This window comes from Rhizobium sp. Leaf371, assembly GCF_001424045.1.
Lineage (GTDB): Bacteria > Pseudomonadota > Alphaproteobacteria > Rhizobiales > Rhizobiaceae > Ferranicluibacter.
The window spans coordinates 1-22,460 of record NZ_LMQB01000001.1; the positions used below are offsets into that span (position 1 = coordinate 1).

General features: G+C 57.1%; 11 protein-coding genes and 1 other annotated feature. Of the genes, 5 read left to right on the top strand and 6 right to left on the bottom strand.

Going from position 1 to position 22,460, the window contains the following annotated elements:
• Window positions 1–54: 54 nt before the first annotated feature.
• A protein-coding gene (locus ASG39_RS00010; RefSeq protein ID WP_156467953.1) for an IS3 family transposase occupies window positions 55–1,283 on the top strand; the annotation gives its coding sequence in 2 pieces (ribosomal slippage) (window positions 55–349 and window positions 349–1,283; 1,230 coding nt in all).
• Window positions 336–452 (top strand) — a sequence feature (AL1L pseudoknot). Its footprint overlaps the gene before it by 117 nt.
• Before the next feature lie 289 nt (window positions 1,284–1,572).
• On the opposite strand, the gene ASG39_RS00015 is transcribed toward ASG39_RS00010, so the two are convergent.
• On the bottom strand, window positions 1,573–2,304 hold the full coding sequence (locus tag ASG39_RS00015; RefSeq protein WP_156467954.1) for an OmpA family protein: 732 nt from the start codon (window positions 2,302–2,304) through the stop codon (window positions 1,573–1,575).
• 70 nt (window positions 2,305–2,374) lie between these two features.
• Between ASG39_RS00015 and ASG39_RS00020 the strand changes: the two genes are divergently transcribed.
• Entirely contained in the window at window positions 2,375–4,699 is a 2,325-nt protein-coding gene (locus ASG39_RS00020) for a hypothetical protein (protein ID WP_156467955.1), read from the top strand.
• A gap of 19 nt (window positions 4,700–4,718) precedes the next feature.
• The gene (locus ASG39_RS00025; RefSeq protein ID WP_156467956.1) at window positions 4,719–6,116 is read left to right on the top strand and encodes a hypothetical protein; all 1,398 of its coding nucleotides are present in this window, start codon (window positions 4,719–4,721) and stop codon (window positions 6,114–6,116) included.
• A gap of 29 nt (window positions 6,117–6,145) precedes the next feature.
• Here the strand turns inward: ASG39_RS00025 and ASG39_RS00030 are convergent, their stop codons facing one another.
• Window positions 6,146–8,557 (bottom strand): hypothetical protein, encoded by a 2,412-nt coding sequence (locus tag ASG39_RS00030; protein ID WP_062591644.1) that lies wholly within the window; start codon window positions 8,555–8,557, stop codon window positions 6,146–6,148.
• 1 nt (window position 8,558) lies between these two features.
• Window positions 8,559–9,449 carry a toll/interleukin-1 receptor domain-containing protein gene (locus ASG39_RS00035; RefSeq protein WP_062591646.1) on the bottom strand — a complete coding sequence of 297 codons (891 nt, stop codon included), beginning with the start codon at window positions 9,447–9,449 and terminating at the stop codon, window positions 8,559–8,561.
• 60 nt (window positions 9,450–9,509) lie between these two features.
• Between ASG39_RS00035 and ASG39_RS24050 the strand changes: the two genes are divergently transcribed.
• Window positions 9,510–9,992, top strand: a complete 483-nt coding sequence (locus ASG39_RS24050) for a hypothetical protein (RefSeq protein WP_210168561.1) — start codon at window positions 9,510–9,512, stop codon at window positions 9,990–9,992.
• A gap of 79 nt (window positions 9,993–10,071) precedes the next feature.
• Here the strand turns inward: ASG39_RS24050 and ASG39_RS22960 are convergent, their stop codons facing one another.
• From ASG39_RS22960 to ASG39_RS23580, 3 genes are all read right to left on the bottom strand, one after another.
• On the bottom strand, window positions 10,072–10,320 hold the full coding sequence (locus ASG39_RS22960) for a hypothetical protein (protein ID WP_244481086.1): 249 nt from the start codon (window positions 10,318–10,320) through the stop codon (window positions 10,072–10,074).
• A 39-nt stretch (window positions 10,321–10,359) separates the two neighbouring features.
• A complete protein-coding gene (locus tag ASG39_RS00045) occupies window positions 10,360–12,330 on the bottom strand; it encodes a hypothetical protein (RefSeq protein ID WP_062591649.1) in 1,971 nt (656 codons plus the stop codon).
• Between the two features lie 309 nt (window positions 12,331–12,639).
• Window positions 12,640–13,062, bottom strand: coding sequence for a hypothetical protein (locus ASG39_RS23580; RefSeq protein WP_156467958.1), 423 nt, complete (start codon window positions 13,060–13,062; stop codon window positions 12,640–12,642).
• Between the two features lie 367 nt (window positions 13,063–13,429).
• Here ASG39_RS23580 and ASG39_RS00050 point away from each other — a divergent pair, with 367 nt between their 5' ends.
• A complete protein-coding gene (locus ASG39_RS00050) occupies window positions 13,430–22,453 on the top strand; it encodes a hypothetical protein (protein ID WP_062591651.1) in 9,024 nt (3,007 codons plus the stop codon).
• The last annotated feature ends 7 nt before the right edge of the window (window positions 22,454–22,460 follow it).

A 22,460-nucleotide genomic window follows, 5' to 3' on the forward strand; every position in this document is an offset into this window, starting at 1 on the left:
WTGAACCGCGCCGGGTTTGCCGGAGGCTCCAACTTCTGAGAAAGTGGAGCCACCATGAGCAAGACAACGAACAAGTTTTCACCTGAAGTCCGTCAGCGTGCCATCCGTATGGTGCTGGACCACGAGGTCGAGCATCCATCACGCTGGGCTGCCGTTTCATCTATCGCTGCCAAGATTGGCTGCTCGCCAGCCACGCTGCACGAATGGGTCAAGAAGACCGAGGTCGATAGTGGCAAAAGAACAGGCCTGCCGAGCGATGTCGCCGAGAAGATGAAGGCTCTCGAGCGGGAGAACCGCGAGCTTCGTCAGGCCAACGAGATTTTGCGCAAAGCTTCGGCCTATTTCGCCATGGCGGAGCTCGACCGCCCCTTCAAGCGATGATTTCGTTCATCGACGAACACCGTGGTGTGTTTGGGGTCGAGCCGATCTGCAGACTGCTGCCGATCGCCCCGTCAACCTACTACGAGAATGTCGCCAAACGTCTGGACGTGGATCGCCTGTCGATCCGCGCCCGCAGCGATGTCAGCCTGAAGATCGAGATACGCCGTGTCTTCGAGCAGAACTTTCGTGTCTATGGCGTTCGGAAGGTCTGGCGGCAGTTGAAGCGTGAAGGCTTCGATGTAGCCCGCTGCACTGTCGCCAGACTTATGAGGTCGATGAGCCTGCAAGGTGTTATTCGGGGAAAGCCTATCCGCAAGACGTTCTCGGACAAGACGGCTCCGAGCCCGCTTGACCGCGTGAACCGCCAGTTCAAAGCCCCTGCGCCGAACAGGCTGTGGGTTTCGGATTTTACCTATGTCGCCACTTGGCAGGGCTTCGTCTACGTGGCCTTCGTGATCGACGTCTTCGCTCGTCGCATCGTCGGCTGGCGGGCGAGCCGGACGGCACACGCAAGCTTCGTCCTCGATGCGCTGGAGCAGGCACTTCATGATCGGCGTCCTGCTCATGGCGGTGGCCTTGTGCATCACTCGGATCGCGGCGTTCAATACGTGTCCATTCGCTATTCCGAGCGGTTGGCAGAAGCCGGTATAGAGCCATCTGTCGGAAGCGTCGGCGACAGCTACGACAACGCCCTCGCAGAAACGATCAACGGTCTTTACAAGGCCGAGGTCATTCATCGACGTGGACCATGGAGGAGCTTCGAAGCGGTCGAGTTCGCTACCCTGGAATGGGTCGACTGGTTCAACCACCGACGCCTTCTGGAGCCCATCGGAAACATACCGCCAGCCGAAGCCGAGGAACGCTACTACGCCATGCTGGACGAACCAGCCATGGCCGCATAACTTAACCGAAATGGCCTCCGGCAAACCCGGCGCGGTTCATGCTGGAGAGAACGCAGCCGAAGCCGAGGAACGCTACTACGCCATGCTGGACGAACCAGCCATGGCCGCATAACTTAACCGAAATGGCCTCCGGCAAACCCGGCGCGGTTCAGTTTTATGATGGCCCGCCCTTCCGAGAAAATCGAGCATGATGTCTCGTCGGACGAACGAATATCGCGATCGCCGGTTCGCCAAGGCTGGATCGACGGCAAACTGGTCCAAGGATGCAGCATTAGAATGATCCGTCACACTAATGCTCCGCCCTGCCAAACTTGTATTTAATCAGGATCTCAATTCGCCGGTTGTTGCGTCGCTTGAGATCATCTGAGTTGGCCACGTATAAATCATTTGACGAAAATGTGGCGTCCCTCATGCGAGCCACCGGGCTGTAGAACCCGAAGCTGGAGACAGATACGAGTGTTGAAAGTGGGTTGATGCCGACGGGCCCGACCATATAGTCGAAGACCGTCATTGCTCTTTGAGCGCCGAGCTGAAGATTGAACTTCTCACTGCCGACATTGTCGGTGTGACCTAGGATCTGGATCTCCTCAAACGAATTTTGGATGGGCGCAATTGAGGACCCAAAGTTCCTTAGGACCTCCTGCCCTCCCGGAAGGAGATCAGCTCTGTTCTGTTCAAAAATGGTATCGCCCTCAAAAGAAAAGCGCTGCGACGTCGGCTCATTGGTAATTCTGATTGTTTTGCCAAGGCCAACGATTGTCAGTTCAACGTCATTGCATGGGCGGTCGTTGGAAAGATCAGTTGAGGAAGACATACTTTTCGCCAGTGCCACAACGATGCGCTGCTTAGCCTCGCAGACCCGTCTGAGGTCGACATTGCCTCCCATAACCTCGACAAAGAACAACTTACTGACGACGAGCATGAGCAGAAGCGTAGCAAGAAGAGCCGGCATCAAATCGGTGAACGGGTTGACGGTTTCGTCATCAAATGATGTGTTTAAATGCGAGCCATCGTCGAACAATATTGCCACCAACCGTTGATGTTGTCACGATAGAAAGGCGAGTTTGGATTTGCAATAGGGGGACGAAGACTTGCTGCTCGAAGAACTGATCTCGGATGTTGAAATCAAAGAACCCTCTGTAATTCCTGTTTCAATACGGTTGGATAGAAAAGGCCGCTCTGTATCAGGTTTCTCGGGGTTGATGAGCGCTCGCTACAAGCGATACGTGCGGGCAGGTGTGGAGGCGACAAGCCGACTGCGCCGAGACTACAGCGCAGCCGGTGACGATCGCTCAATGCGTATTGACGTTTCAGTGCACGCCGTAATCGACGGCCCGGACGCGGCCGAACGAGCAGCAATTGCCTCTGCAAGGACGTCTTGGCTTCAGGCGTTGAACAGCCAGGTTGACGCAGCATTCAACGAGGCAGCGAGAGGTGGAAACCGCTTTGCCTCCCTTCTCGCTTTGTGTGGGGAAGATGGAGCCGCAGATCTCTATGACAGGCTTGCACCGAAGCTGAGTGAGATTGGGCTTACCCTGACATCAACCATCGCTGAACCGGCTGATCCGGGTGTAACTGCTGTTCAATTCAAACGCTCAATGATCGTCGAAACAGACGCAGATCCGCTTTCCATCGATATTAGTTTCTCGCTCGAGCGAAATCCCGCGCGCGATACTGATTACTATACCTCGAGCGCTCCGTCTCAAGTCATTGTGGAAAAGCTCCACGCTGAATTGAGGGATTATCTTGAGAGAAGATACCCTTTGCAGCAATGGCGCTTTAATTCGGATCAGATCCGCGCCGAGACGCGCCAATTCATAAACGCGAAAACCGCACAGTTTGGCCGGCAGATCGTCGGGCCTATCGTCATAAACAGCCCCGAGGAGCGTACAAACCGGGCAGTGTCGGTGAACGGCAAGTTCCGTCTCTCGTTACTAGGCCGCGATACGGAGGTGAGCTATTCCGCCGGTGTTCAGTTGACCGACGCGGCAACTTGGGAGCGGCTTAAAAGGAACGACGCGGCCGTGCGCGATATGGCGCCCGTCGCGTCAACGGAGTTGCAAGCTGCGCTCACCCGTGTCGCAAAGCAGAGCGGCGACCAATATGCACTGGATATTCTTCTGAACCGAGTTGATGTCTTGGAGATGGCTGAAAAAGTCAGAGAGAATGCCAACAAGCACTTGCTGCCCTACGGATGGAAGTTAAGTGAAGTCGTTCTTGACGGGAAACCTTTTGCTGATGCTTTCGTCGTTAAGGGTGGCAGTAGCGTAACCCTAGATATTCAGGATTTCCCACTCGGGCTAAACCGTGGGTTCGCCAGATTGGGCCTTTCCGTCTTGCTCAAAGTTGTTGATCCACTCGCGTTGTTGAGTAGCGTGCAAAGCGGTGTCCAAAGCATCGACATAATCAGGGATCGTATGAAGGTGGCGGTTCAGGACGTGACTAGGACGACGACAGCTGGGGAGTTTTTCGATTTCGCCTCACAAACGGAGCTTAAAATAAGCGACGCTTTGAGACTTCGCCTTGGAGAAGCGATTGAAGCAAATCTGTCCGATCTTGGCGTTGGTTTCGCCGTGGTTTCAAACAGCCGTGGCATGACTTTCAGGCTTGAAACCAATCCTGCACTCGAACGGTTGTCACTACTCACGAATGAGCGGTACGAACTGCAATATGGGGAACCAGTGAAGGATTCCCGGGGCACCACCTACCCTGTAAAGTTTGACGTCCGAATGAGGGTCGACGGGCTTTCGAGCATTGCGCGCTATAAAGAGATCTTCATTGACCACTCGCTGAAAAAGGATCTCGCCGCTCATATCGAAGCTGTGAAAAAGACCGTTGAAGATTGCTGCGTGGCGGTTCTCCGCCGAATCCCCGCAAACTACTATTATCGTGAGAACTTAAGGACAACGCGGCTTGATGGTTTTCTTGCAACAGTTCTGATGGAGCGGATAGAGACGTATCATGGTCTGGTCGTTGAGATCCCTCCTGGTCAAATCACGGTGCTTGTCGACGACGGCAACAACATGAGCGGGGAGCTAGAAGATGCACGACGGGATTTAAAACGCCAGGTACTTCAAAATGCCGTTTTGATAGACGCGATCGATGACGGGGAATCGGAGCGGAAAATTGCAATGGCCGAGGAGCGCCTTGGCAAGCTCTTGGCGGTACAGGGCAAACTTCTGGAAGGCGAGTTGGGAGCGCAAGAGACGTTTGAGGGGCTACGCGACAATCTCTACCCCTATCTCCAGTATATCGCCGACGATCAGAACGTTCACGCCGCAGCGAAGGCGTTTCTTGACCGTCAGGGGCTTTTGACCATTGCACCATCTCGCCCGGGTCAAATCCCTGCTTCGCAGCCGCCTCTAGAGATAAGCAGCGAGGACAGCGAAAACCAAAGCAGATCCACAGAATCTTGAGACAAGGCAGAAACTGAGAATGTCAAATATTCGCGCGGTTGCAACCGGTGCAAGTGGATCTTGGTGGTTGCCAGTCGTTTTCGTGCTTTACGTCGGTGCTCTCGTCGCTGTTGTTCCTACCCTCACGTTTTTTCCTGGCGAACAATTGAAATGGCCTTTCATCGTGCCGCATAGCATGGTGGACAGTTGGGAAGATTGGATCCGCATTGTTTCTGCCGGTATACTTCATGTCATCCCATTCTTCATGTTCGGGTCGGCGATCTTGGCGTTGCGTCGATTGGATCGCGAGCGCGCCTATGCTTTGAAAATCGCTAATGCCAGCAATGCTGCCGTGGGCAAGACCGACGACATTGTGGCGATTTCGGCCAAGGGATCAGCGACGCGTGACGACTTTGTAAGCTTATTCGGTGGTGATTTTTCCGGGGGGCCTCCCGAAGCGAGTGAGTTGTTTAACGAACTCATCCAGAAATCCCTTTCTGGCCGTTTTGAACCAACCACCACAATTCTGTCCAGCTACCGAGAGACGCTATCTCAAGATCTTTCGCGACTGGCTTCAGCGCAGCGGATCTGCCTACAGGGTGGGGTTTTCTTCACGTTTGTTGGTCTTGGCTGGGGCTTCAGCGTTGCAAAGTTCGGCAGTGGAACCAGTTTGTCGAATGGAAATGCCATTGTCGATGACATGCTCGGGAGTCTCAGCCTTGCATTCGGTACTTCCATTGCAGGCCTTCTCGCATCGATCACGATCATTCTTTTGGCACAGATCGTCCGCCGCCGTTATATCCAGACACTCCTGGCGTTCTCTGTTCTTGTGCAGGCAGTCTTTGATCTTGGCCGCAGATTGCCTCAGGACAAGTTTTTCATAACGCAACTCTCTGAAATTTCGAACGCAGTAGGGAACTCGACGGAAGCGACGCGCGTCGCAAATGATCGCCTGAATAGGCTGACGGACGCGATCGGGTCGGGTCTCCAAGAATTGGTTTCAGTGCGCAACTCGTTCGACGGCGCCGTCAACTCTATATTGGAAGATCAAAGGAAGCTTGGCGACACCTTCAAAGCTTACATCGATACCTTGGATCCCGAAAAACTGAGGCGTCAGATTGCGGTTCTCGTCGATCAAAACAACGATTCGGTTGCAAAGGATATCAGCCGCACATCGGCAGCGTTGGAAAGCACAACCGAGGCCCTCGCAAAAATTACTTCGCTTCTCGAAGCGATGCAAAGTCAGCGCAGCCGGGTTGAGGTGCAAGTGCCGGCGATGTCGCATAACCCAGAGTCACGCCGTCGCCGAGCCGCAGAGGTTCAAGACCGCCATGTAGCAGAACACAAAACGGATGTTCCTGACGACGCACTACCAATCGAAGGCCTTCAACCAGAGGCGATGCCGAAGCAATCTGTCTGGCGACGGTTATTCAAATAGCGCTGGCGAATATAACCTCGGACAGCGCTTCAATACGCACCCTTCAGGATTACCGACAAGCGATCCCTTAGTATTCTGCTCGAGTTGACGAGCTTGTCGATCCTGCTTTTCGTAACGCTGGTCTTAGCAGCGTCATAAAGTTGTACGACCGAATGGAGCAGTCGTTTGACGTCCTCGACTCCCTCCCTGAATTCGAGCCTCTCCAGCCGACACGCTCCGGGGCGACTCAGGTCCTTCAGTTTTATCGAAGCGTTTTCCCGGCTACTGGAAATGTCGATTAGCGTTGCTAAACAAAGGCCGCGGTTCATCCTGGCAAAGGGCTCCAGCGCGGCATGCATGGTTTGAAGCGAAATCCCAAGGGGAGTGGTTTTCAACCAAGTTGAGATATACCGCACGTTCGGAGCACTGTTCGGTGCGCCGTGTGCCCGTGCCCAGGCGTAAAGAGCGGTAAGGAAAACTCGATCGTCTTGCCCGGACAGTAACAGCTCAGATACGGCAACCACCATTGGAGAAACGAGGCGTGCCCTACGGACGTCTAACACGTGCACTTGATATCTCCGGCTAATCTTGCGCTCGAGTGACGTGGGCACGCTTGTCTGTATCCATGTCGTTATTGCCGGAAAGGGCGGCTCAAAATATGGGCCCGTCGACATGATTAGCGACAGATCGTCCGGTCTGAGATTTAAAACGGACGCGTTCCAGTCTGCCATGGCGCTTGCTTCCCCGATCAACTTCGCGTGCCAATAGGCAAAGCTTCCGATCTGGAAAAGGTGCATTCCAGCAACAAGCAATCCGACGGTGTTTGTTGCACGATACTGCTGGAGAAATTCGAGCCCCAGGGCAATCACGTGGTATGGGTCCGGCAGGACCTCGGCAAGAGTTTCGAAAAACCCGCGAAAGCAGGGAAATGTGTGGAGATGATCAATCTCGATTATATCGGCCAGGCTGTAGCCGTGAGATACGACAAGCTGCGCAAGCGCGCTACCTGATATCCAGATAGCCCTCTCGATGTCTTCGATGTCGCTCAACTGCTTGAAGCGGATCTGGCCGATCAACTGCGGGAAGCGGGGGCTTTCGGGCAAGTCCGCTTCGGCAAGTTCGTGCATGAAGCCATTTATAGCGGTGACTGACCGGAAGGCGATCTCACGATCACCTAACGTTTCTTTATTGCGAAGAACCGCGACTAAACACGCCTCGAGCCCAGTCGCTAAAGCGGCAGGATCGGTTCGATGGAGTGGGAAGAGAGTGGCTTTTGCGAATAGGCGGCCGGCCTCGAATTCAAAGCCTTCTTCGACGCCGCTCTGGACAAGGATTTCAACGATTTCTTTAAAGAGTTCCTCTGCTTCCATGAAGCCCTGGCGGAATGTCTCTGCCATGCCTAATCGTCGGCCGTCGCCAGCAACCTGCACGTAGCTGCCGCTTGGATAGTCGCGCGCGCTCGCGGTCAACTGCGTCAACAAAACAGTGCCGACACGCATCTTGGGGCCGTCTGTCGTCGCCCGTCGCGCGGAAAAACCTTCGCACAAATAGCGAAATGTCGTCCTGGGAATCTTCTCAATCTGGCTTAATGCGAATGCCACCGGAAGCAGTATGCCGTCTGGATCGAGCAGTGCTTCCTTAGCAAGTTTCTGCCCCGCGGCTCGACTTGGAGATATATTTGCTGCGGGCTCTTCGAGGAAGGCTTCGAAGAACGCTTCAAACTGAGTTCCGTCGGTCAAGATAAAATCGAGCACGCTGGTCGAGGTGCTATCCCAATTTTTGAGGCTCGCCTGTTCACGAAAGTTTTTCTCTTCGGTCGAGCCGCCGGATAGACCTTCAACATCGATAAGTGCCTGCAACACTCCTAGCTCATCGATTCGTTCGATCGACGCGCGCCTACCGACTTGCTTAGAACTCGCGACAATTGCAAGAATCGTCTGCCCGTGCCACCCCTCCAATTCGCGCCAGAGTGCGTCGGCAAGTGGCTCACCCAACTGCACGATGTCAATTTCGACCAGCGACGGCCCGTGGACGTCTCTGATCTTTCTACCTATTTCTTCAGCCGTCGCCTGCTCCAGACGTTCCCTGCTAAGCGTCACATGATCGATAAGGGACCACTCTTGATCTGACGCGCCGAGCATCATCCTTATGAAGCGGGCGTCCGTCGTCCAGATCCGCTTAGGGACGCAATTTTTGTCTTCCCAGCCAAGTCTGGCGTCCTTTATAGCCAGCAGGTACCTTGTAAGGTCGTCATGCACCAATATCTCGCCGAGAGGTCTAACCGGCACCTCCATCGGCTTGATCATGTCATCGAGGAAAAATGCCGGCACACCGGGTTCATCACCCTGTTCGATCGGGTGGGCCTGCGATGCGGCCTGGCTCTGGGTTTCCTTGATGACCTCAGCAGATTCGGCTAGAATCTTGTTGGTCTCAAGCTCGGGGGAGATATCGTCTGGGTGCATTCTACCTAGCCCTGTTGATCCAAAGTGAAGCAGAACTGTCCTGCAGTATCGGTTCCAGCATATCTGACCCATGTCTGAGGATGCGCGGACCTTGGTCGGTTCTGCAGTAGACGCCGTCTCCAGCGGACCATTCGAGGCCGAACGGATGATTTTTGCCCCAATCTATGTTGCCCGGTGTGAAGGCCGCTTTGCATTGGTTGAGGTGAAGAATTGAGTCCCGAAGGTGAGCTGTTTTTTCCAGCAGGGATTTCAACTCCCCCGCCTTAATGTTTTCCGCGTGACGGGAAATCCAAAAGGCACTATCCGACCCACTCACGGGGATGCACGTTGCAGTCGGGAGTTGGCATTTTTCGCCTCCAGCCGTGTATTGAAGGATTTCCCAATAGGCGCGGACGTCGTTTTTATCGAAACTCAGCCCCGCTTCATTGGCAAGAGGCAGTTCTTTGCTCGTGCTCAAGATTAACTCTCGAATGAGGGCCTCGAACGAACCTTTTTCCGATAGCCTGGCAAACTGATGCGCGCTTCGGACATCCTGCGGCGGTTCAGCATCGTCAATATAAACTTGGAACGCTGTGCCTCGAAATAGATGAACCGCGACCTCCATCAAGATGATAGGCTTTTTGGCCTGATCGACGGATCGTTTTGACCAAAAGACGACCAAAGCATCGGCATCGTTAAGTGCTTTTCCGAGCTCCAGATGCCAGACCTTTCCGAATCTCAGGCTCGTCACGTGCTTTCGAATTGGGTGGGATTCCGGCCAGGGTAATGTCTCCTCGTACGTGCGATCCAACCAGAGCTCGAATCCGTGCGATACGAGTTCCTCCATTAGCGGCGCAATAAGAGTTTTGTCTTCCTTTGCATGCGATATGAACAGCCGCTTCCTGTGAGACATCCCAGACTTTCTTTGCGCTGGCAGCGCCAGACTGCCGGTAGTGAATATGTTGTCTTTACAATGCACTACCGCTATGTTTCTTACCAGAGGAAGATGTTTAGCGTTGAAGTTTATTGGGTTTTCATGGAAAAAGTATTTACTGATGCGAAAATAAAGCACCTTGAAATGATCCAATCCGTGATTGCGCGCCTTGCCAACAGTAACAGCGCCCATAAAAACTATTGCATCACGCTGGTGACTGCAGTGTGTGGTTTGGCGACCACATTGCATCGCCCTTACATGGCCCTCTTGGCCATTGTTCCAGTCATGATTTTTGCCATCTTGGATGCACAATACTTGAGGCTTGAGCAGCGTTATAGGACGCTCTATGAACAGGTTAGGAGCGAACCGGTTACGGTAGCCCCAGATTTTCGGCTTTCCGTTGCAAACGTGAAAGGAGCCACCTTTCTCCGGACGCTCTTGAGCTGGTCAATTAGTGTATTCTACCTCCCAACCTTCTTGGGCGTTATTGCCGTCGCAGCCACCCTGTTGTTTTTGCCCTGACACCAGCATACGTTTTTCCAACCCAGTTAGTCTAAGGCAGGGGAGGGCAGCTTTGCACACCTCTATTCTTGCGCGGCCATCATGTGATCAACGGCTTGGTATCCGTAACGGCAAATCTGGGGCGGTTCAGTGGTTTTCCGGCATGCACTTTGTTCCAGTAGCCTTGCGGTGGCAAAGGAACGCCATAATTGGATAGCTGCTTCCGCAGCCCAACATCCGAAATATCAAGCTCTCCGGCGAGATCGCGCATCGGCGCCGACCATGCAAATGCGATCAACTCTTCTGGCAAAACGAGAATATCGTTCCAGTTACCGTATCGCGTGACCATCCATAATCTCACTTCTTGAAATGTAGATGATCTTTCATGTCAGCGGAGTTCGCTGCGCGGCCTCAAAGCGACTTGGATCTCCATCGTTGGCACGCCGAGCAGCGGGCGAGGCAGCGAACCAGGCGCGCCTCCCGCTCGCTTGACAAGCTCCGTATAGGGATCGCCAACGCGGAGTGCGAGCGCGTCATATGTAAGCCAGTCTGCCAGTGAGCGGGAGGCTACGGCAACCACATCTCGAGAGAGCGTTGTCCCCGATCCTCTGTGTTCGGACAGATCGGCAACCAAATGGGTGGGGATCACCGGAACGCCGCGACCGCCAGCCGGTGGCCCATGGAAGAAATACACGCTTGCGTGCGTCTGCTCTTGCAGGTGAATACGCTGGTCGCGGTCAATCTTGAACGAGTCAGACCAAGCCGGCTGCTTACGGGCCTTCTTGTTTCGGTAGAGGCGTTTGGCTTGAACGAGCGTCACGCGCCGACCGAGTGAGATGCCGTCGATAATAGGGTCCACGATCAGGCACAAATCGGCTGAAAAGCTTTTCACCTTCCGGATGCCTTTTGCACCCTCTTCGGCGCGGTCAACGTTGCGGTATTCCATGGTGACCGAGGCGCGATGCGGTGCGGCGGCAGCGCGAGCCAATGCCTCAAGCGCATGATCAAGGTCGGTGAAGCGGAGTGCAAGCTCGCGGAACAGCGAGGAAAGCAGTCGATCCTCACCTTCATCGCCGTGACTTATATATTCTTGAGCAACCCTGGCTTCTACGCGTGCGATCGTCTGTTCGATCAGACGTTCCACGGCGCGATCGCCGAGCCAAGTGCGCGCAGGCTCGTCGGTAGGTGCGACGCCGCTGTCAAGCGTGACGAGAGCTTGCGCGAAGCTCCCGTTGGCGGGAAGAACTCCGATGCCAAGTTGCTCGCCAAGCTTCGCGGCTCTTACCGCGCGGGCCGCGTACTGAACTAGGCGGACGGGATGCTGTTCAAGCTCGAGAAGCGCGGCGCGATCTTCGGGCCGTGTGAGAGCGACAGCAGCGAACTGGGCGAGATCTGCTGCTCGACCTTCACCAGACCACAGCAAAGCTTCGACGACCGCCTGCCGCAGTTGCGGATCCTCCCCGATCGTTGCACGTAGCTTGTCCACATATGCCGCACGGGTTTCCGCTGGGCGGCTTAGGAGACCGTGGTCGCGCCATCCTGCGCCCTGCCCAACCAGTTCAAGCACCAAACTCGCAACGTCGCGTACTTTAGTCTGCGCCTCGATTGCCTGCGCCATCTCAAGACGGTGGTCGATATCCGCTTGAGAATCCTTTGAACGATCGCCCCCTCGTTCAAAGGTTGCATGGAGACCAGCATAGTCGGGCCGCACATGCAGGATCGCTTGCAATGACACCCAGGCGGTCCAGCCTATGCCGCGCCCAAGAGTGCAGAACAGAGACGTTGCAAGAACAAGGTCCTCCTTATCGCGGTTGCCGCGTTCAACAAGCGCCGCCACAAGCGTTCGTGCCACCGAGATCGCATCCGGCGTGAGTTCGTCGAGGACCCTCTCGAGCTGAAATGTGTAGTGCTGCCGAGTGGCAATGGAGGCCGCGAGTCGCGCGAAGAGGGCACCTTCGGACCGGAGTTTGGGAAACACGCTGAAAATAAATGATGGTTGGTAGCTATCGAATGCACGATTGACGAGCGGTTCGGCGAAGTATGGCCAACGTCGCTCGACATGGGCCGTCACCCGGCCGCGGAGCGTGTCGATCTGCATCCCGTGTCTGCCGAGCGACTCGATTGCATCAAGCAGTTTCAACATGACTGCGGCGTCGACGTAGGGGTCGGCTGTCGAATCTGCTAACGCAGACGTTGCCGCAATGATCTCGTCCGCGCCCGGTCCTTGATCCTTATCGATTTCGATTCTCCTACGTGGCGTCGGCTCCCGGCGTTCAGGGGCGAGATGACCGATTACTGCGCGAAGCATGTCGAGTTCTATGCGCATGCTTTCGGCGCCATGTTTCTTATCTGCATTCATATTTAGCCTATCGTTCACATACGAATAGTCGCAGGACTATAGGCGAAGGCTTGGCAGCCGGTAACAGAGTTGAACGAGTTGCCTGAAAATTTCATGCGGACATGATCGAGTGGATCATGGCACACGAACCGAAATTATGAGCACCGCCGCCTTCGCCGGATGAACACCAGCCGAGTTACAGCGGCGGCTGAACAGCAGGCCTTCGTCCTGGCGATGGAAGCGTAGCGATGCACGGCACGGCGGAGTTTGGAATTAGTCTGGCACAGCAGCCAGCCGACCTGTATGCAACGCGCTAAGTCTTGCTTCATTTTAACGAACGGTCCATTTTCCCGTCGTGGTCATTCCGAGCAGGTGGACGTCGCCAGTGGCCCCGGCGTGTGCCTCCGCGGGAATGAGGTTGTAAAGGAAGGCTTCTACCTCCCTACCATCAACGCCGACGAGAAGACCAGTGCCCTTGACAGCGAAGCCAGGAACGACGTTGGTCCCGGCTTTATAGGAACCACTTCGTGCTTTTAGTAGATCCCCAGGATTATCATTAGTTCCGGCCCATCTTTTGCTGTCGCCATCTAAGAAGACTGAGGCCGTTCCACCAGAAGTGCCGACGATGCGGATTGTCACATCCGCTGCTATGGCAGGAAAGTAAGCCCCCGTGAAGAGCAGCGCCCCCAATAGCACTTTACCAATATCTCTTTTCAGCACCGGTAATACCTCTACTTCTGAATGCGATTTCAACGTCTTTTCTGCTGTTATCCGGAAGCATCATTCCTAAGCAGCGACGCTGTGTCTATCAGTCAACTCGTCAGGCGATTATTCTTTTGAAGCGCGCGCCAATCGAACACGCCATATGAACAGCAAGTTCGAATTCTAAACTAGCATGTATAGCTTGTCCCAAATATATTTTTCTATTTCCCCTTGTTGCCGCGTTGACGTTTGCGAATTGCTAGACGAGTATGGCGGAACGTTCGCATGTATTGGGGGTTGCGGACGTCATCACTGGATTTGTTGCAATCAGACTTCTCACTTGCGCTTGGCAGGGCCGGATTTCCGCTCTTCGCCGAAGGTGCGTGCTTTTGCGCGCGCGTAGACCACAGGAGGGGGCATGGACAATCGTCAAGGGCTTGAGATCTCACGCCGTGGCTTCTTGCTGGGTGTTGCTTCGCTGCCCGTTGCACAGGAAGCTCTTGCAGCGGAGGCACCGGACAGCGACACCGACCTGATTTTCGACCTCTCGCCTGACGAAGCCACTGTTCGCGTTGTTCGCGTCGCACGGCCAGCCTTCGAGTCTAATGATGCCGGTGCGGCGGAGGGGAGTAAGTCGGCGGACCTTTCCCGCCAATGGCAGGCATGGGAGCTACATGCCTCCGCATTCGGCAAGAACGCGTTTTTCGATCTGGAACCGCGCACGCTCATCGACAAGGACCTGGAGGCGGCTCACGCATTGGCGGTTCGCGACGTTTCCTATGGCGAACTTGCCGGCGGCACGGTGATCCTGCGCTTCTACGAGTCTGATCAGGGCGGCAGGCACTGGCGCGTCGGGATGATCACCGATGTCTGGCACAGCGAACGAGGTGGGCGCAAGCAATACCACGTGGCCGCAAAGGACGGCCAGCCGCTCAGCGAGATGGCCAAGGCTGACGGCGCGGCACGCCTTTCGATGACACTGACGCCGGCCCGCATCAACAAGACTTTCGAATTGCTGGCCGATGGATTGATCCGCTGCGATGCGGGCATCTCGACGGTTGCACTCGACGGCGCCATGAATTGGCACGTCAATGGGTTGCTGTCGACATTTGACGGAAAGGTCCGCCTTGGCGACCTTACCTTCGGATGGCAGCAAGAATCAATTAGCGCCTCGACCGCGGAGGCTCGGGCAAGTACCGAGGCGCTCTTTCTCGCCACTGCCGAGGTGGTCAAGATGGAGCCGCTGCCGCTTGGTACGAGCAAGGAACTCCCGCTTACGATCCATGCGGATTCAGGCGGAGAGGGCGCTAACTTCACGCTCATCGGCAGGACCCGCAAGCTTGCGGCCTTCTCAAGCCGCGATCCTTCACAATCTGGCCCGCAGGCCGCGGCGGTTGCGTGGATCCAACCGGTCGCCGGGCAAATCACGACGGACAGACCGGCAGCATCGGCGCCCATTGCAAGCTTCGCGACGCTGCCGTTCCATGAGGCCACGATCAGCCAAACCCTCAGCCTCTCATCTAAAGGCACGCCAAGACGCACTGCATTCTGGGGAGATGCGGGTTTGCTGCATAAGACCAGGCCCAAGGACTTTGTCGATCCGGATCCGGGCGATGACTCGATCGGCGAAGTCAATACGCGGATCGGCCGCGTTCGCTACCGACAGGTACCTGCCGAAAAACCCGGGGCGGAAACAAAGGACAGCTTGCGGACGAGAATCGGTAAGATCATCTCGGCCGCGCTGGGCGATCGATCCGGCGTCTTGCAAAACACCCTCTACGCTGCTGGCGACGGCCGCCCTTCGGTTGTTCGGAGGTTTTCAGCAGACCTGCACCTCGTTGGCCTCGACGCCGCGCTGCCGGACGTCCAGGACAGCCAATTGCAGTTCGATCCAACGCTCCTGCGCCTTGCCTTTACTGACGGCGTATCGCTAACCGCGAAACCAGGGGTCCCCTTCTACGAACAGGCATTGGCCGAACCGCCAGCATTCATCTGGCTCGGGCCTGCGGCAGCGGGTCTCCCCGTGGCCCGCTTCGATCTGCTGAGGGCAGCCCTCAAGGCGCGAGGTGACCGTGACCTGGTCGATCTCACGTTCCGATTTGCCGACATGCGCCTGGATTTCACGTCGACCGGCCTCGGCTACCAGAGACAGATCAAGCCGCGCGCAGATGATTGCGGCGTGAGGTCGGCCGTCGACGGCACAGTGATCGACAACCGGCCCATCCTGTCGGTCGAATTCGCGCCGCAACACGTGATGGAGGAAGCATTCTTCCAGTTGGAGCCGCCGCCCTTGCCGGATGCACCGACCTTTCTGGAGCGCGGCGACCCGGGAGTAAAGACGCCGCCCAAATTCATGGAGAGCGCGGCAGCCGTGCTCGCCCGGCTAGACGTCATTCCCGACGAAGAAGGCCGAAGAAATTTCCGGATTGAGGTACAGGCCCGCAAGATTGCCATGGAGGTCGCCAGCCGCCTTGGCGCATCGACGCCGAGCCCGCTGACCTTCGAACACTTCGCCGGATTGTTCGGCGCAGTGGCAACGGTTCTGCCGCGGGACCAAAAGGTCTACATCGGCCCATTGGGGTTGGATCCCGACGGCATGGATATCGCCAGGCGAGAACGCGACAAGGTTCTTTCCCAGGCGCTTGCCGCGGCGCCGGCTGCCATTGAAAAGGACGCATCTGATCTTTTGTCGAGGAAATACTCGGGAACGGGCGGAAACCCGGATGCACCCGACCTGACGGAGGCTCTTCGGCGCGAGCGGGAGATCGAAAACGAACTTCCGGTCTACAGGCTGTGGCGCGACTGCTGGCGCGATACGGTTCTCGACCAGAAGGGGAGCGGCGCACCGCTTGAATGGCTCATGGACGGCAACCGTCCCAAGGACGGCAAATTCGGCACCGGAGATAGATTCGACAAGGCGACCAAGGATAAGGCCGTGAAGTTGATGATCGATCGGCTGTCGGGCCAGGAAGAGATACCCGAGCTTGCAAAAGCGCGACATTCCGGTCCCACGTTTCTCGCCTTCCACATCAATTGCACGCCATCTGCCCAGGATGATCCGGAGACAAACTGCCTCCCGGCCGCATCGGGCTCGTCGCCCAAGGCGCCCGGGGGCCTCGGGACGTCCTTCAGTGCTTTTCCATTTACCTTTGAGGCGCTCACGGATTGGTCACACCATGAACCTGCCGTAACCCGTCGAGCTCGAAACATCTACTCGCCGACCGCAGGCGGCGAACTGCCGCCGGTCGCTGACCGCGCCGGGGATCTGGACTTGAACAAGATGCTGGTGTTCCAAGGCATTTCCGAAGCTCCGCACCAGACCGCCTCGCAGCGCATGCGTGAGATCCAGGCCTCCGTCAATGAAACGCCGGCGCCTTTCGAAACGCACATCGAAATCCCGTCGAGAGTGATCCTTTCCACGGCCCAGGACGCCGTATGGAGCACCAAAAGGCGCCGTCCATCCCCTCGCAGGCCTACAGGTGCCGGCGCTTGCAAGGCGCCATCGCCGGTGGCCCAGAGGCAGGCCCCAGGGCAGATGCCACGTTCGGAGTTCACGGCCGAGCCCCTATGGTCGGCTCGACTGATGACAACAGACGGGCTACGTGGGCTGAAGCCCGGCGTCCGTGTCGTTGATTCACCGGATTTCCGGCCTGGTGCCCTCTCCCGCTCCGAATATCCGGTCGGAAACGAAACAGATCGTATTCCTGGTGAGGCGTCGCCGCCCCGTGGGAAATACGCGCCCTGGACCCTCGGCCGGGACCAGTGGGAGGGCGGAATGCAGGCCCAGGTTTGCAAGCAAGAGGAACAGGGCGGAACACCGCGAACCGGTTTGGTAGGGTGGATTTGCGCCCAGTTCGACATTCGTTCGAAACTGCCCGATGACGTCAGGTTCTTTCGCAGTTCTCTCGACGCCTACGACCGGCATGAACTGGTATTGCTATCCTCGACATACGGCCTTCCGGTGCTGCCCGCGGGCAACGCGGCCGGCGGCAGCCAGTTCAAGCCTAATCCAGAATTTGTGCTCGTAGACGGTACCGGTGAACAGGCTGTCTATGTCCCGAAGACCCTCGACCTGAACGAACTGACGCTCACCGCACTTGGCGGATCGCTTGATCATGACACGATCTTCGTGCCGCCGGCACCGGCGCGCGGATCGATCAGCGGCAAGGCTTTTTTCGATGGCCTGTCGATAGAGCGCTGGCAACACAAGACGGTCCTCGGCCGGGATATCATCGCCACCGTCGTCTATTCGGGCTTTCTCTTTCCGTTCGGACACAAGGCATCCTTGGTGAAGGTAACCGAGCGTGTATTCCACCGAAGCAAGTCCGGAGAAATAAAGGCTCCGTTGAGGCAGCGGATGTTCATTCGTGTTTCCGATCCCGACAAGGTCTATCCGGCAGTCGGCCATCCAAATGAAGGAAGACGGTGGTGTGGGCGAACAGTTAAGCTTATCACCAAGACGACCCCCGATATCGTCGATCCGATGATCTCGACGACCGGCATTGCGTCTAACGCTGGACCGGGAGACGTGGAGCTGAACGGACGCATCAAGTTTTCCGGGTCTGGACTTGCCTTCTGGCCCAAAACGTCCCTATCTGACTCTGGGCTGGTGTCTTTCGACCTGGAGATCGATGGGCGACCCACGAGCCTTCCGCTCATGTTCGTCGATAAGGCTACGACCCAATATGACGGGTCGGTCAAGACGGTCGTGGACCACTACAACCAGTTCTCAAGCGCAACCCGCGCCGTCGGCGACGAGGATGCACGCTGCAAGGTCCAGATGGGCGGGCAGACGCTTGAGTTCGCGCCGTCGAAGGTGAGTGGTGACACGACCTTTGCCACTGACACGATCGTCTTGCGGGCCGAGGCGCGCTACGCGGGAGATGGGAGTGTCTCGTGGTCGCAGGATAATACCGAGTACGGTAATATCCAGGCGCTGGAATCGGCATCTCAACCACCATTCTACCCGATCATGGGCGCTGCCCACATTCGCATCGAGCAAGTCGAGACGTTGACCGGAGAGACAGGTCGAAGTGTCCGGGTGAAGTACGATGGCCACTACGTCCGAAACGGCTTTGCCGTGGATCAATCCACAACGTCTTCGGCCGTACAGAACCCGGCGGAGGTCTTTCTTTGCATCGCCGATCACGCTCCACCTCGTCTGGGAATGGGCGCTAAGGGAGAGCAGGCGGGTGCACTCGCGCAACCGAATGCGTTGATTGCTGCGTTGGGAAGGAAATCTGGTCCGCTTGGTGGGACTGAGCCGAGTTATTCGCTTCGGCCGGGCTTTTCGACAAAATTGTTCGTAGCCTTGACGCCCTCGGATCCGCGACAGCCTGCTGAGGAGATGTTCTCGCTCGCCGAGCATTTTTCGATGGGAACCACCACGCTCACCAAGGCCGGTGAGGGCAGCACGGCGGCCAGCACGACCTACAAGGACTTCTTCGCTGACGACGCCAAGCTTCTGGGGGTCATCAAGCTCAGGGATCTCATCGACTTCCTTGATATTTCGGGCGCGACCGATGCACTGCCCGTCCTCAAGGAGGCGGTTGAATTTGGTACCGAGGCTCTTGCAAGCCTCCAGAGCGGTGCACGCGATGGCCTTGACCTGGTGCGTCGCGAGATACTGGTGCCGCTGCGGGAACTGACGCGGCGCGTTCGGGAGCAATGGGCAGATCTTGACAGGAGGCTGCGCGAGAAACAACGTGGCCTCGACACAGGCAGCCTTGCGACGGGGCCTTTGTCCGTCAAGACGATCTATCCTGAGATCGATGCCGGCCTGGCGTCTCTTGACGAGGCGCTGGATCGCGCAATCGCCAACGAAGACCCGGTGCTCGCCCTGGCGATGCTTGCCGAAGTCCACGAAGCCGGAAAGAGCTTGGGGCGGCAACTCGCGGTGATCGCCTCGAATCCCATCGAGCGTGTCGAGGCGGAGATACGCCGGCGCATTGACGCTTTCACAGCTGACGTCAGCAGGCTCGTCAATGTCGTCGTGTCCCAGGTACGCATCTGGGCGGATGCGGTCAAGGCGACGCTGACTGAACAAGTGTTCACGCTGGTCGATGACCTCTTTCAAGACGGTACCGATGCATTCCTGGCGTTTCTCGGGTTGCCGCTGCCACTTGAAATCATTGACAGGACTGCGAACGCGATATCCGACGCCAATGCAGCCGCCGTCCTAGTCGATAACCTGCGCCCGATCCTCGGTCGTCTCGACGGTGGATCGATCAAAGCGACGGTCCGTGATCAGTTAAGAGCGGTGCAAGCCGATCCGTCGAAAGCCAAGGCAGCTGTCATCAGGATATGCGAAGCTGTCTATCAAAGCGCAAAAACGCAACTGGATGAGGCACGCGCAGAACTCAAGAAATCGAGCCTGTCGGATGAATTGAAGACGGAGCTTCTCGCATGGCTGGACGCATATGGAGTTGAAATCGAAAGGCTGCTGAAGGCCGTTCAGGCCGAGAGCAGCGATCTTCTTGCGAGCCATTCCGAAGCCGTCGAGCTGGTCATCGCTTCCAAACGGCGCCTGACCGGGATGTTCGAAACCATAAAGCGTCTGCTTGACAGCCGGGACGAAATACATGTCCGGCGGGAAGTCGTGCGCATCGCCGGCGACTGGATGGGGACTGACCTCGCCAGCGTATCCAGGCTCGTTGCGGGCAATATGGCCAAGGCGATAAGGCCGTGGGCCGGTGGCGCCCGGACCCGTGTCCAGGCATTTCTCGGCGGAGCGATTCCGAGGCTTCCCGGCGGGGCAGGCGCCTTCGCCTTGGCAGGCGACCTGCAAAAATCCGCCGAGATCATCGAGTCGTCGAGCGGCGATCCAATGGCAGACTTCGCCCGGATAATCGTCCAGAGCGCCGCTGCTCTCACAAAAATCGCCGAAGTGCGAGACGGCATTCCAACCCAGGTGCCTGATCTCACAAAAATGGAACTGGTCAAGACATGTAATAATTTGGCGGATTCCATTCGCGCCACGCAAGGCATATTCCAAACCACGATCCTGCTTCGCCACCACGCGGAAAATACTGGGGATGGCCTCGAAACGCTGCTGAAGGCGATCGACGACGAACTCGCGACCGTCGCGCCGGACAATCAAAGGATCGTGGGCCTGGTCACAGCTTTCGGCCACGAAGTTCGACGGGTGGCGTCGATAGAAAAGACATTGTTTGCCGCTTTTATCCGAGATGCCAAGAGCCTGGTCGCATCGCTTTCTCGCCAGGCGGGATTGATCGGGCTGGCTGTACTTGCCGGCGCCCTTGCCGACGCGCTGAAGGGAACGAGGCTGGAGGCCAGAGCGCAGGCCGTCAAGGACTTCGCGGATCAAAGCGAAGCGGAACTGGCCAAATGGACCCTGCGGTGCGTCAAGTGGGTCGCGGCTTCGGCTGCGAGCCTCGCGGACCCGTCGTCCAACCTCACTGGCCAACTTCCCGTCCTCGCCGCGCAGATCCGCGAAGCCCGCTACCTTGCGCTGTTCGATCCCGAGCGCAGCGAACTTGCAGGGAGCATCGATGATCTAGGCCGGAGTCTCGCGGCCGGAACGGGCGGGATCAACCAGTTGGCCACGGCCGTTGCCTCCCTGGCCGAGAGCACGGCACTCGCACAGCTGGTCGAGATCCTCCAGCCGATCATCGTCGAGCTACGCCTCGACGAGAAGCTTCTAAAGATTGCCCGATCCGCAAGCCAGGTGACGATCGATGGTTCTCGGCTTGCATCCCGCGCGCGGGGATTGCCCGGGATGCTCCAGGCGCGCGCCGAAAAAGTGCGGGCGAATGCTGAGCAATATGCCCTGCAGCAACTCAAGGACATTTTGACGGCCGAGGCCAGCAAGCTTGAAGACAACCAGCGCAAGGTACTAGCCATCGCCGATCCATGGGCTGCAGGGCTCGTTGACAAGATCCACTCGCTTCATCGAGAGCTCACGGACAATCGCGACAAGGTTTATGGAGAGTTTGCGTTGGGGGCGGGGGCTTTCCTGAAGATCAAGCAGGCGATCGTCGTCGGGCCGATCCAGCTCGGTGTTAAACCGGAGCCCTTCGACGACCTGCGTCGGGAGCAGGAACTCCTGAGCGAAGTTCAAGTCACCGGTCATCCCCTGTCGGACGCAAGCGCGCGAGAGAAGTTGCGGAGCTACCTCGAGAATTATGGCGAAGACAGAGCGGCGCTACAAAAGCTCGGCCGCCAGATCCGGGCAGTGGCGAGGGATCTCGAGCGCGGCGACTTGCTGACGCTTATCGACGTTGGAGCACTGCGGGAGGAAATCGAAGAACGTATCGCCGAGCTTGTTCCTCTCAAGCGCACCTTGAAATACCAGCTGGACTTTGCGTTCAAGGATCTTCCCGCGAACCCGATTGCCGAGATTTTCCAACCGAAGCGGGGGGGTCGTTTTTCCCTGGAGATGGCCGCGACCATCGACCTGTTGAAGTTCGAGACCAAAATGACGGCCCGCGGTCGAATCGACGCATTCGACATCAAGCTTGTCGGAGGCTTCATCGATGCCTTGACCCTCTCCTTCGAAGGCGCGGAGTTTTCCTTCGACGGCGGCGGGTCGGCGAAGTTCGACGTCTTCTACCGAGACTTCAAGATCGGGCCTGCCTTGAAGTTCATCGAGGAACTGCAAGCCTGGCTGAAGCCCAACAAGGATGGCAGCGGCTTCTTCATCGAGCCGGCGCGCGGCGTGCCGGGCATCAAGGCCGGATACGGCATCAGCCTCCCCATCATCATGCTCGGCAACGTTTCGTTCTCCAATATTTCGTTGAACACGGCCGTCATTCTACCGTTCGATGGCAGCGAGGCCCTGTTCGAGATATCGCTCGGCCGCCCGACTTCGCTCTTCCGCATCGCCGCTTCACCTTACGCAGGCGGTGGGTTCCTTGCGGTGACCGCCAATGTGGATGGGGTCAAGGGCTTTGAGATGTCGCTTGCCTTCGGGGGCGGGGGAGCGTTCCAGGCAGGGCCACTTGTCGGCCAGGGCTTCATCGATACCGGCATCTACATCCGCACGATGACGCTGTCGAACGGCAAGCGCATTACGGATCTCTACGGAACATTCTATGCCGGGGGGGCCGCATCCATCTGGATCTTCCATTTCGCCGCCTCGCTCTACGTCAGGCTTGGCATGACCGGCGGCACCGGGAGCATGGAGGGGGTTGCGATCTTCACCTTCTCCTTCTCGATGGGGATCGTCGACTACGACTATCGCTGCGAGATGCGAAAGTCGCAGGGCGCGCTGAGCAATGGCTCGACGCAATCGATCGCGCCTGACCGCCGTCCTTCGCGCGCACCCATCACGATCGACCACGACCCCAACGAGCTTATCGACCCAATGGTGACGGATTCGACGACATCAACGATCGACAGGCTGACGCACACCAGGCGCAAGACCAAGGGTCTTGAGCAGGACCCCAATAAATTCATGGATTATTTCGACCTCCTAATTTGAGAAGGCG

Coding starts and splice junctions, on each gene's coding strand:
- ASG39_RS00025 (WP_156467956.1), top strand. CDS start 4,719: ATGTCAAATATTCGCGCGGTTGCAACCGGTGCAAGTGGATCTTGGTGG.
- ASG39_RS00030 (WP_062591644.1), bottom strand. CDS start 8,557: ATGCACCCAGACGATATCTCCCCCGAGCTTGAGACCAACAAGATTCTA.
- ASG39_RS00035 (WP_062591646.1), bottom strand. CDS start 9,449: ATGTCTCACAGGAAGCGGCTGTTCATATCGCATGCAAAGGAAGACAAA.
- ASG39_RS24050 (WP_210168561.1), top strand. CDS start 9,510: ATGCACTACCGCTATGTTTCTTACCAGAGGAAGATGTTTAGCGTTGAA.
- ASG39_RS22960 (WP_244481086.1), bottom strand. CDS start 10,320: ATGGTCACGCGATACGGTAACTGGAACGATATTCTCGTTTTGCCAGAA.
- ASG39_RS00045 (WP_062591649.1), bottom strand. CDS start 12,330: ATGAATGCAGATAAGAAACATGGCGCCGAAAGCATGCGCATAGAACTC.
- ASG39_RS00050 (WP_062591651.1), top strand. CDS start 13,430: ATGGACAATCGTCAAGGGCTTGAGATCTCACGCCGTGGCTTCTTGCTG.